Raw genomic sequence first — 12,197 nt, 5'->3', positions numbered from 1 at the left:
AGGAGCGGCGGCACGTCAGGCGTTTGCAGCGTTCAAATCGACCACGCGCCCACCAACCACCACCTGCTGCAGGCGCAGCTCGGCGTCCAGCACCACCAGGTCGGCGCGGGCGTCGGGCGCGATGCGGCCGCGATCGTCCAGGCCCAGGTAGTCCGCCGGGAAGGTGGAAACACGCTGCGAGGCATCGGCCAGCTCCAGGCCCACTTGCACCAGGTTGCGCAGCGCCTGGTCCATGGTCAGTGCACTACCTGCCAGCGAACCGGTCGCCAGGCGCACGCAGCCGCCGCACTTGTGCACGCGCTGTTCGCCCAGCGCGTACTCGCCATCGGGCATGCCGGTGGCGGCGGTGGCGTCGGTCACCGCGTACAGGCGCGGAATCGCGCGCGCGGCCAGGCGGATCACGCCGGGGTGGATGTGCTGCAGGTCGGGAATGATCTCGGCGTACTGCGCATGCGCCAGTGCCGCCGCTGCAATGCCCGGGCGATAGTGATCGACGCCGGTCATGCCGTTGAACAGGTGGGTGAAGCCGGAGGCACCGGCTTGCAGTGCCGCCACGCCTTCCTCGTAGGTACCAGCGCTGTGACCGAGCTGCACGCGGATGCCCATCGCCGAGAGCGCGGGAATCAGCGCAGTGTGCTCGCCGATTTCCGGGGCCAGCGTCATCACCCGGATCGGTGCGAGTGCGTGCAGCTGCTGCACCAGTGCCAGGGTCGCCTCGATCGTGCGGTCGGGCTGCGCACCCAGCCGCTGCGGGCTGATGAACGGTCCTTCCAGATGCACACCGGCAATACTGGCGGCGTCGGCATCGGGTGCCGCCATGGTGGCGGCCACACCCTGCAGCGCGTGCTCGATCTCGTCCAGCCCGGCGGTCATGGTGGTCGCCAGCAGCGTGGTGGTACCGAAGCGCAGATGGGTGCGGGCGATGGTGCGTGCCACGTCACCGCCCTGCATCAGGTCCACGCCGGCCGCGCCGTGCACATGCAGGTCGATGAAGCCGGGCAGGATCACCGGCAGCTGCAGGTCGTCAGCGCCGCTGTGGTCGTCCACCTGCAGCTGGCGCACGTGTGAATCGAAGTGGACGTGGCCACGCCGCCAGCCCAGCGGGGTGAGGATGCGGCCATGCAGGGTGCGGGTGTCGGTCATGCGGTGGGCTCGGCGATGATCACTTCGATGCCCAGCCGCTGCAGCCCCTCACGGGTTGCGTCGTCAATGCCGGCGTCGGTGATGATGGCGTGGATCTGATCCAGCAGGGCGATGCGGTGCAGGCTGACGCGGCCGAACTTGGAGGCGTCGGTCAGCACCACGATGCGGCGCGCGCGCTCGACCATGCGGTGGTTGAGGCGGGCTTCGGCCTCGTCGTGGGTGGTCAGGCCGAACTGCAGGTCCAGGCCGTCCACGCCCAGGAACAGGGTGTCGAAGCTGTACGAGTTGAGGCTGGCTTCGGCCTGGCTGCCCTGCAGCGACAGCGACTGCTGGCGCAGCAGCCCGCCGGTCAGCAGCACGGTGATGCCCGCGGCATTGGCCAGTTCCCAGGCGATGTTCAGGCCGTTGGTCATCACCGTCACGTCGCGATGCGCGCGCAGGTGGCGGGCCAGGGTCATCGTGGTCGAACCGGAGTCGATGATGATGTTGTCGCCGGGCTGCACCAGGCGCGCGGCGCGCGCACCGATCGATTCCTTCAGCGGCAGGTTCAGCGCGTCCTTCTCGTGGATGTCCTGTTCCTGAGGCGGCGTGCGCACCAGCGTGGCACCGCCGTGGGTACGGGTGGCCAGGCCCTGCGACTCGAAGTGGGTCAGATCGGCACGGATGGTCACCGCCGACACGCCAAAGCGCTCGACCAGATCGGCCACCTGCACCGAGCCGTGCTCGATCAGCAGCTGCAGGATCTGTTGCCGGCGGGAGCGGGTGTTGCGCATGGCCATTCTCGGTTTCGCGGGAAAAGGTAGAGATTAGCCGTTCGCAGCAACGGCGGGAGCCGAGCCTGCGTGGTGCGCGCGGGTTCCGGCCTGGTTGGCGCTGCAGGCGCGGGCGTATTCGCCCAGGCACAGGCCGATGCGGTGCTGCACCAGGGCGGTGGGGGTGTTGGCCAGGCGGCCTTCGCGCACCGCGCGGTACTGCTCCGGCAGGTACTGGCTGAGCAGTACCAGCGGCGGCGCGTGCTGCTCCAGGTTGGCGAACAGGGTCTGCACCGCCCGTACCAGCACCGGTTCGCCCCAGTAGTAGCGGCAGCGGTCGCTGAAGGAATAACTGCGCAGCAGGCGCAGCGCGGCCTCATCGCCCTGGTAGTAGGACTGCCAGTACTTCGGCTGCGCCACCATCACCTCGTCCAGCACCTGCGGCAGGCGCGAGCACTGCGCAGCCGGCAGCAGCTCGGCCTCGATCGCGGCCAGCGCGAACAGCGCCTCGCGATAGGCGAAGGTGGCGGCCGGGCCGACCTTCAGGATGGCAAAGTGGTCGCGCACCAGTGCATGCAGGCCGCTTTCGCGCTGGTAGTCAGTGGAATGCGCTTCGAACACGATGCGCGGCTGCTGTTCGAGGAAGCCAGCCAGCGTGTTGGCAGCGGCCGCGTCGTACTCGTGCACGCTGCTGTGGTCGAAGTCCACGCCCGGCTGCACCACCATCGCGATCACGCGCTGCCACGCATCGCGCAGCTGCGGCGTGTCGAACGCCTGCTGGTGGATGGCCAGGGTCTGCGCGGCGGCGGCCGGCGTGGTCACCTGCAGGCCTTCGGCCAGCGAGGCTTCGCCACCGGGAATCGGCACTTCGGTACCGATTACGTAGACCGGCGGCGGCAGGCCGTGTTCGGCGGCGGTGCGTTCGGCGATCTCGGCCAGCTCGGCCGAACGCGCGGCGACGATGGCATCGGGCAGCGGCACCGGGTCATCGGCGCAGGACATGCTGCAGTCCAGGTGGATCTTGTGGAAGCCGGCGGCGACGTAGGCTTCGATCAACACGCGCGCGTGGGTCATCGCTTCGGCGGCCGGGCGCTTCTGCCAGGCATTCGGGCCGAGGTGGTCACCGCCCAGGATCAGCCGTTCGCGCGGGAAGCCTTCCTCATCGGCCAGCGTGCCCACGTAATCGCGGTACTGCGGCGGGGTCATGCCGGTGTAGCCGCCGAACTGGTCGACCTGGTTGGAGGTGGCCTCGATCAGCAGCACGGTGCCGTGTGCCAGCGCCACGTGCATGGCCGCGCGCAGCACCTGCTCGTTGCTGCAGCAGACGCTGTACAGGCCGACGTTGGCACCGGCGCGGTGGGAGGCAAGCAGGGTCTGCAACGGGGACATGGTCAGGCTCCGGACATCAGGAAAACGAGAGTTGGCAGGCGAGCAGGGCAGCACCACGTGCGCCACCGGCATCGCCGAAGCGTGGCGGCACGATAGGCGGTACCTGCACGCCGTTGAACAGATGCGCGGCGATGGCCGCAGGCAACTGCTGGTACAGCGGCGCATACTGCGAAAGACCGCCGCCGAGCACGATCACGTGCGGGTCCAGCGCCAGCACCAGCGCGGCCAGGCTGTGGCCGAGCAGGTCGCGATGGATGTCCAGCGCCTTGCGTGCGCGGGCATCGCCGGCTTCGGCCAGCGCGATCACCGCGCTGGCGTCAGCGGCGCTGCCACCGAGGTGACGTTCGATCATCGCCACGCCACTGCCGGACACATAGCGCTCCACGCAGCCCTGCAGGCCGCAGGCGCAGTCGATCAGCGGCAGGCCGTGGCGCTGCAGCAGATGACCGGGCACGCTCCAGTGGCCCCATTCGCCGGCCAGCCCGTTGAAACCGGACAGCAGGCGGCCGTGCAGGCAGAAACCACCACCCGCGCCGGTGCCGAGGATGGCGCCGAACATGCTCGGATAGCCGTCGGCGGCACCGCCGTGTGCTTCCGACAGGGCAAAACACTGCAGGTCGTTGCCGAAATGCAGCGGCCGCTGCAGGCGCGCCTGCAGGTCGGCCGCCACGCTGTGGCCGGTCAACGCCGGCACGTTCGCGCTGAGCTGGCGGCCGCTGCGGCGGTCGCGCACGCCGGGTAGAGCGATGCCGATCGCCGCATCACTGCGGCCCAGCGCGGCATCGGCCTCGGCGACCAGGTTCACCACCGCCTGCAGGAAACCGTCGTAGTCGCCCTGCGGCGTGGCCACCCGGCGACGCCAGGTGACCTGCATCGCCGCATCGCACGCCACCAGCTCGATCTTGGTGCCGCCGATGTCGATGCCGTAGCAGGCGTGGGCGATCAGCTCAGCCATGGTGGATGGTGACGCCCTTGACCACGCGGTTGACGGTGCCATCCGGGAACGGATTGTCCGGGGTCAGGCCGAGTGCGGCCGAGCGCTGCAGCGCGAACAGCTGCGCAAAGCCCAGCCACACCGGTGCCAGCCACGGATCATCCAGTGCCGGTACGGTGAGGGTGTACTCGTCGTCCGCACCGATGTCCGAATGCGGGCCAATCGCCAGTACCTGGCCGGCCACGCCGTCGCGGCGCAGTTCTTCCAGCAGGTCCTGTTCGTAGCGGCGCGCCAGTGGCTGCACGCTGCGCAGCACCACCACCAGGGTGTTGCCGTCCAGCGTCGACTTCGGGCCGTGGCGGAAGCCCAGCGGGGTGTTGGCCAGCGCCAGCACGCGGCCGGCGGTCAGTTCCAGCACCTTCAGCGCACACTCGCGTGCCAGCGCTTCCAGCGGGCCGCTGCCGAGGTAGATGATGCGGTTGAACGGGCGCTGTGCCAGCGCCGCCACCGGTGCATCCCACTGCGCCTGGCCGTCGCGGGCCAGCGTGGCGATCTGCTTCAGGCGCGCCACACGCGCATCCCACGGCGAACGATCGAACACGGTCAGTGCGGCCAGCAGCATGCAGGTCAGGCTGCTGGTCATGGCGAAGGCACGGTCGCAGCTGGCCGACGGCATCAGCAGGGTGCAGGTGTCGGCACGGCCGGCGCCACGACGGGCCAGTTCGCCATCGGCATTGCAGGTGATGTCGAGGAAGCGCGCGTCATCCACGTCGCTGCGCACGCGGTCCACCGCCGCCACGCTTTCCGGGCTGGAGCCGCTGCGGCCGAACGAGACCAGCAGGGTCGGACGGTCGCGCTGCAGGTACAGCGCCGGGTGGGTCAGCAGGCTGGTGGTGTGCACCACGCGCACATCGGCCGGCCATTGCGCGTTGATTGCATCGGCCACCATTTCGGCGATGAAGCCGGAGCTGCCGGCGCCGGTGAACAGCACGCGCTGGTTGGGATCGTTGAGGCTGTCGCCGAGGAAGGCCTGCAGGCGGTCGCGGGCACGCGACAGGTCCTGTGCGAGGGCGTCCCACAGCGCAGGCTGCTGGGCGATTTCGGTAGCGGTATCGGCTCCGCCAAGGCGCTGCCAGGCGGACACATCGGAAAGCAGGGTGACGTCCATTCGGAGGTTCCAGTTGGGCCAGCGCACCATCTGTGTTTTCTTTCGAAATGTCAAATAGCGAAAGTAAAAAGAAAGAAAATGGCGTGGTGACTTTTCCCGCCGTGGAGTGCTCCGAAAAACGAAAGGACCAGCCGAATGCCGTATCGCACAATGCTTAACAGGCGCCTGCAAGCGCTTACACAAAGTATTGCGGCGCAACAACTTTCGTTTCAATGGAATATATCTTCCTTTTTCCTTTCAATTTGTTGACATCTTTCGAATCGCTGCCCTAGAGTCGGCCCAATCGCTTTCGAAACGCCCGGTGAACGGGTTGGGAGTCCGCGTGGAAATCTGCGTTCGTCGCTCGCCGCTGATGCTGGCCCTGTTGCCGGCATTGATGCTGGCGTCCATGCCGGCCCGGGCCGAGCCCGTCGGCAACCTGCGTTCGGTCAGCGCCAGCGCCAGCCGCGACGGCGTGCAGGGCTGGGATCTGCAGACCGACAAGGGCGCGCGCATCCGCATCGAACTGCCGGCCACCGACATCATCCGCGTGCAGGCCGGCCGCAACGGCACGCTGACCGGCGCCGGCGACAAGGCCGCACCGATCGTGTTGCCGCAGCCCAAGGCGAACGTACAGGCGCAGCTGGAAGAAGACGCGCAGGAAATCCGCGTGCGCACCGATGCACTGGTGCTGCATGTACAACGGCAGCCGCTGCGCCTGCGCCTGGAGCGCCTGGACAACGGCCAGCCCACCGCCTTGTGGCAGGAACTGCAGCCGCTGGACCTGGATGCCACGCAGAGCGTGCAGGTGCTGTCCTCGCAGGCCGATGAAGGCTATTACGGTGGCGGCCAGCAGAACGGCCGTTACCAGTTCAAGGGACGCGAGCTGGAGGTGTCCTATTCCGGCGGCTGGGAAGAGGGCGACCGCCCCAGCCCGGCACCGATGCTGCTGAGCAGCCGTGGCTGGGGCATGCTGCGCAATACCTGGAGCGATGGCAGCTACGATCTGCGCGAGGCCGACCAGGCCACGCTGCTGCACCGCGAAGACCGCTTCGATGCGTACTACTTCGTCGGCGCCGACCTGCCGAAACTGATCGAGCGCTACACCCAGCTGACCGGCCGCCCCAACATGGTGGCGCGCTGGGCGCTGTCCTACGGCGATGCCGATTGCTACAACGACGGCGACAACAGCAAGAAGCCCGGCACCGTGCCCGAAGGCTGGAGCGACGGCCCGACCGGCACCACCCCGGATGTGATCGACAGCGTGGCCAAGCAGTACCGCGCCCACGACATGCCCGGTGGCTGGATCCTGCCCAATGATGGTTACGGCTGCGGTTACAAGCAGTTGCCGGAAACGGTGAAGGGCTTGGCCAAGTACGGTTTCCGCACCGGTCTGTGGACCGAGAACGGCGTCGACAAGATCGCCTGGGAAGTGGGCAAGGCCGGCAGCCGCGTGCAGAAGCTGGACGTGGCCTGGACCGGCAAGGGCTACCAGTTCGCGATGGACGCCAACCGCCAGGCCTTCAACGGCATCCTCGACAATTCCGATTCGCGCCCGTTCCTGTGGACGGTGATGGGCTGGGCCGGCATCCAGCGCTATGCGGTGGCATGGACCGGCGACCAGAGCAGCAGCTGGGATTACATCCGCTGGCACGTACCGACCCTGGTCGGTTCGGGCCTGTCCGGCATGGCCTACGCCAGCGGCGACGTCGATGCGATCTTCGGCGGCAGCGCCGAGACCTTCACCCGCGACCTGCAGTGGAAGGCGTTCACCCCGGTGCTGATGGGCATGAGCGGCTGGTCGTCGAACGCGCGCAAGCACCCGTGGTGGTACGACGAGCCCTACCGCAGCATCAACCGCGATTACCTGAAGTTGAAGATGCGCCTGACCCCGTACATGTACGGGCTGGTGCACGAGGCTGCGCAGACCGGTGCACCGCCGGTGCGTGGCCTGATGTGGGACAACCCGCGCGATCCGCATGCGCAGGATGAAACCTACAAGTACCAGTTCCTGCTCGGCCGCGACCTGCTGGTGGCACCGGTGTATCGCAGCCAGGCCGCAAGCCGTGGCTGGCGCCGCGACATTCACCTGCCTGCCGGCGGCTGGATCGACTACTGGGATGGCCGCCGCGTGCAGGCCGCCGCCGATGGCCGCCAGCTCGACCGCCAAGTGGACCTGGCCACGCTGCCGGTGTTCGTGCGCGCCGGTGCGATCCTGCCGATGTACCCGTCGATGCTGTTCGATGGCGAAAAGCCACTCGATGAGGTGACGTTCGACCTGTACCCGCAGGGCGATTCGCAGTACACGCTGTACGAAGACGATGGCAATACGCGCCGCTACCAGCAGGGCGAGTCGAGCACGCAGCAGATCCGCGTGCAGGCGCCGGTGCAGGGCAGCGGTCCGGTGCAGGTGCAGATCGACGCGGTGCAGGGCCAGTACAACGGCCAGCTGGCGCAGCGCCGCTACGGCCTGCGCATGCTCAGCCGGCAGGCGCCGCGTGCGGTGCAGGCCGGTGGTCGCGCGCTGCCGGCGCTGGCCGACGCGGCGGCGTTCAACAACGCCAGCGAAGGCTGGTACTTCGATGCCAAGGAGCGTCGTGGCACCGTGCATGTGCGCACCGCCGCCCAGGACATCCGCCAGCCGCTGCAGTTGCAGTTGGACTTCGCGGTGGCTGCCGCGGCCGCCGACGATGCCTATCCGGCCGCGCCGGTGCTGGGCCGCGAACTGCCGGCCGACAGCCTGCTGGTGGTCAATCGCCCGGCCGAAGAACCCGGCCATGCGCTGGAGAATGCCTTCGATGATGATCCGGGCACCTGGTTCCGCAGCGTGCGCAACCAGGCCGTGCGCACCGGTGCGCACGAGTGGGTGATCGGCTTCGGCGAGCGCAGGATGATCGACGGCATCGACATCGCGCCGCGCAACGATAAGAACTGGAAGCACGGCCAGGTACGCGACTACGAGGTCTACCTCGGCGACAGCAATGGCGAGTGGGGCGAGCCGATCGCCCGCGGCCGCCTGCAGCTGAAGGAAGGCGTGCAGCGCATCGACTTCCCGGCCCACGCCGGCCGCCTGCTGCGTTTCCGCGTGCTGAGCGTGCAGAACCCCGAAGGCGACGGCGCCAGCAGCACCGACCCGATGGTGACCGCCGCACAGGGCAGCGCCCGCGCCTTCGATGCATTGCAGCCGCGCGATGTCGGCCCGATCGCCTTGTCCACCTTCCACATTCTTGAACACCAGGAACCGGAGCGACCGGCCCGGCAGCGCTATCTCTCCGAGCTGCCGGTGCCGGCCGCGCTGGCCAGCCAGGTACGCACTGACCAGTCGTTCCGTGGCGACGCCGGCATGCGCATGAACGGCCTGCAGTTCCGTCGTGGCCTGGGCGTCGGCGCCAACAGCCGCATCGACCTGCGTCTGCAGGGAGGCTGGCACCTGCTGCGTGCCGACCTCGGCATCGACGACGCCTGCCGCACTGCCGGTGGCCTGCAGTTCCAGGTCTGGGGTGACAACCGCCTGCTGTACGACAGCGGCCTGGTGAAGGCGCCCGGCGTGGTCAAGCCGGAGCTGGACATCCGTGGCCTTTCCACCCTGAGCCTGCGCACGCTGGGTGCCCAGGGCAGCCAACCCGCCCAGGTCTGTGCCAACTGGGCCAACGCCGTGCTGATCGGCCAGGAGGGCGACTCCGCCAGCATCGTCGCCCCATGACCCCTACGTAACACCGCTCCTCCCCCCGCCCATTCCGACTACGGCCCTCATGGCCGTGGCCCGGGAGCGTTTTGCCCGCCGAACGCCCACGCGCTCACTTTTTGCGCCGCACCCCTGCCAGGAGAGAACCCCGATGTTGCCCGCCCGCCACCACCGCCCCCCCTGTCGTTCGATCGCTCCGCTGACGCTGGCCATTGCCGGCGTGCTGTTGTCGGTCGCCGTTCCTGCCTTCGCCCAGGAGAGCAAGGACAAGGCCACCGACCTGGCCCGCATCGAGGTCACCGGCTCCAACATACGCCGCACCGACGTTGAAACCGCCTCGCCGGTGCAGGTGATTAGCAAGCAGGACATCCAGAACATGGGTGCGCGCACGCTGCTGCAGGTGCTCGACAACCTGCCGGCCGCACGCCCGGCGCAGCAGGACGCGCGTTCGCTGTTCACCGGCTCCGATGGTGCCTCGCAGGCCAACCTGCGTGGCCTCGGCGCACAGGGCACGCTGGTGCTGCTGAACGGTCGTCGCCTGTCGTACTACGGTGCGCCGGCCGGCTTCCAGACCCAGTTCGTCAACATCGATGCGATCCCGGCTGCAGCCATCGAGCGCATGGAAGTGCTGACCGACGGCGCTTCGGCGGTGTATGGCACCGACGCGGTGGCCGGCGTGATCAACGTGATCACCAAGCGCAACTTCCAGGGCGCCGAGATCAGTTTCACCAACGACACCTCCTCCCGCATCGACTCCTACGGCGAGCGCCAGGCCAGCATCACTGCCGGCTTCGGTGACCTGACCGAGAACCGCTTCAACATCTACGGCGCGGTCAACATGTACCGCCGCGACGCGATTCCGCTCAGCGATTTCTACGACAAGCGGCCCGACCAGTACTACGTCAACAACCCGAACTACCTCAACAACCTGCGCCTGGGCGTGGGCAGCAAGCCGGGTGAGTTCAACCCGGGCAGCTACTTCGCGTTCGATCCGGTCACCGGCCGCCGCGTGCAGGAAGCTGCGCCGGGCTGCAAGAACGTGCTGACCAGTGAAGCGGCCGGCCCGCGTTGCGTCTGGGAAACCTGGATGAACAACGAGATCGATGCCGGCGCCAAGTCCGAGCGCAACACCGCCTACCTCAACGGCACCTTCCTGGTGGGTGACAGCACCGAGATCTTCGCCGAGGCGACCTACACCGACATCGACCTGCGCGCCAACGGCGGCACGCCGCGCACCTACGGCACCACCACCGGCAACCCGACCAGCTGGTTCTCGCGCAACACCGGCAACAACGTCAACCAGTTCCTGTACCCGTTCCTGGGCCCGAACAACGAGTACAACCACGCCAGCCCGCAGATGAAGGCGATGATGGGCGGTGTGGTCGGCCTGAACTACCTGCTGCAGGATGCCGGCGCCAACTACTTCGGCCAGCGCAACACCGACAAGAGCTACCGCGTGCTGGCCGGTGCACGCGGCAGCAGGGGTGACTGGAACTGGGAGACCGCGTTCGCCAGTGCGGGTACCCACTCCACCACCTATCAGACGATCAACGTCAACACCAAGGGCTTCGAGAAGGCCTTCGGTCCGTACACGATCGATCCGGGTACCGGCCGCGTGATCATCTCCGACCACCCGGCGTACAAGTTCGGCGAGATCAGTGAAGCCAACGCTGCCTTGATCCGTGAAGCGTTCCCGACCTTCGACATCCAGTCGTGGACCCGCCTGCACACCCTGGACGGCAAGATCGAAGGCCCGTTGTTCCAGCTGCCGGCTGGTGAGATGCGTGCCGCGTTCGGCTTCAATGCCAGCCGTGAGACCTTCTATACCCCGGGCAACGCCGATGCGGCCAACGGCCTGATCACCCAGCAGGGCGGCTCCTGGTTCGACGGCAAGCGCAACACCTACGCGCTGTTCGCCGAGACCGTGGCGCCGATCACCGACAAGCTGGAACTGGACGCGGCGGTACGCGTGGACAAGTACCCGAACTTCAGCGCCAACGTCGCGCCGAAGATCGGCTTCAAGTACCAGGCGTTCGACCAGCTGATGCTGCGCGGTACCTACTCGACCGGTTTCCGTGCACCGAGCCTGGCCGAATCCGGCAACGGCGGCGTGTTCGCGCAGCTGGGTGGCTACCGTGACGAGCTGCGCTGCAACGAGACCAACGCCATCGCCAACCTGCTGCTGAAGTCGCAGCGGCCGGGCGATGTCGATCTGGGCAAGACCATGCTGAACGTCGATTGCAGTCGCACCGTGGCACGCATGACCCAGCCGAACAAGAACCTGAAGCCGGAGAAGGCGAAGATCGCCACCCTTGGCTTCGTCTACGAGCCGGCAACCTGGCTGTCGGTGTCGGCCGACTACTGGTTCATCTATCGCGACAATGAAATCGTCGCGCCGGACTACCGCCGCATGGAAGACATCATCTCCTCGTCGCGCTCGCCGATCACCGACAGCGACCGCGCCAACCTGGCGCAGCTGGCGGCGATGTGTGCCGACCCGGCCAGCGGCGTGAGCTGCCCGTCGGTGCTGCCGGGCTACTCCGCCGGCAATGTGGCCAGCGTAGTGGGCCAGTACAAGAACCGTGGCAAGACCCTGATCGACGGCTTCGATATCGATGCGCGCAGCCGCTTCTCGCTGGGGGACTGGGGCAACCTGAACATCGGCCTGGCCGCCACCATCGCCAACCGCAACCGTTTCTACATGGATGAAGCCAACGGCTGGTACTACGGCGATGTGGTGGGCTATTACAACAACCCGCGCCTGCGTACCACGCTCAATGCCGACTGGACCTACAAGCAGGTCACCACCAGCATGTTCGTCAACTACGTGGGTGGCACCAAGTGGGCCACCGACCAGGTTGATGAGGTGAGCAACAACAAGGAAACCTGCACCGGCGGCTACCTGGCCCTGCAGAAGAGCAAGTGCGACGGTGCACCGTCGTGGTGGACCGCCAACATGAGCGTCACCTGGCGCCCGGATGATGCGTGGAACCTGAGCTTCACCGTCAAGAACCTGTTCAACCGCCTGCCGTTCTACGATCCGAACAGCTTCCTGGGTGACTCCAGTGACTACGCAACGATCTTCGGTCGTGGTTACAGTGTGACTGTCGGTTACCGGTTCAAGTAATTCCGTTTGCGTGACCTGGC

General features: G+C 67.3%; 7 protein-coding genes. 2 read left to right on the top strand and 5 right to left on the bottom strand.

Translation table 11 applies throughout. The features are described 5' to 3' along the window. Positions 1-15: 15 nt before the first annotated feature. The 5 genes from nagA to N7573_RS04350 are packed head-to-tail and all read right to left on the bottom strand — an operon-like array spanning position 16 to position 5,386. A complete protein-coding gene (gene nagA, locus N7573_RS04370) occupies positions 16-1,143 on the bottom strand; it encodes an N-acetylglucosamine-6-phosphate deacetylase (RefSeq protein ID WP_279913182.1) in 1,128 nt (375 codons plus the stop codon). Further along, entirely contained in the window at positions 1,140-1,916 is a 777-nt protein-coding gene (locus tag N7573_RS04365; RefSeq protein WP_071227660.1) for a DeoR family transcriptional regulator, read from the bottom strand. The genes nagA and N7573_RS04365 overlap by 4 nt, the downstream gene beginning before the upstream one ends. Before the next feature lie 33 nt (positions 1,917-1,949). After that, entirely contained in the window at positions 1,950-3,284 is a 1,335-nt protein-coding gene (locus N7573_RS04360) for a D-tagatose-bisphosphate aldolase, class II, non-catalytic subunit (RefSeq protein WP_279913180.1), read from the bottom strand. A gap of 16 nt (positions 3,285-3,300) precedes the next feature. Further along, a complete protein-coding gene (locus N7573_RS04355; protein WP_279913178.1) occupies positions 3,301-4,239 on the bottom strand; it encodes an ROK family protein in 939 nt (312 codons plus the stop codon). After that, positions 4,232-5,386, bottom strand: a complete 1,155-nt coding sequence (locus N7573_RS04350; RefSeq protein ID WP_180848057.1) for an SIS domain-containing protein — start codon at positions 5,384-5,386, stop codon at positions 4,232-4,234. Before N7573_RS04350 ends, N7573_RS04355 begins: the two co-directional genes overlap by 8 nt. 322 nt (positions 5,387-5,708) lie before the next feature. On the opposite strand from N7573_RS04350, the gene N7573_RS04345 reads away from it, so the two are divergent. Next, complete coding sequence (locus tag N7573_RS04345) at positions 5,709-9,068, top strand: TIM-barrel domain-containing protein (protein WP_279943084.1); 3,360 nt, start codon at positions 5,709-5,711, stop codon at positions 9,066-9,068. A 133-nt stretch (positions 9,069-9,201) separates the two neighbouring features. Then, positions 9,202-12,177 (top strand): TonB-dependent receptor, encoded by a 2,976-nt coding sequence (locus N7573_RS04340; RefSeq protein ID WP_279913176.1) that lies wholly within the window; start codon positions 9,202-9,204, stop codon positions 12,175-12,177. Positions 12,178-12,197: the final 20 nt, after the last annotated feature.

It is taken from the genome of Stenotrophomonas sp. GD04054, from assembly GCF_029836955.1.
Lineage (GTDB): Bacteria > Pseudomonadota > Gammaproteobacteria > Xanthomonadales > Xanthomonadaceae > Stenotrophomonas > Stenotrophomonas maltophilia_A.
This window is presented reverse-complemented; position numbering and strand designations above follow the sequence as displayed.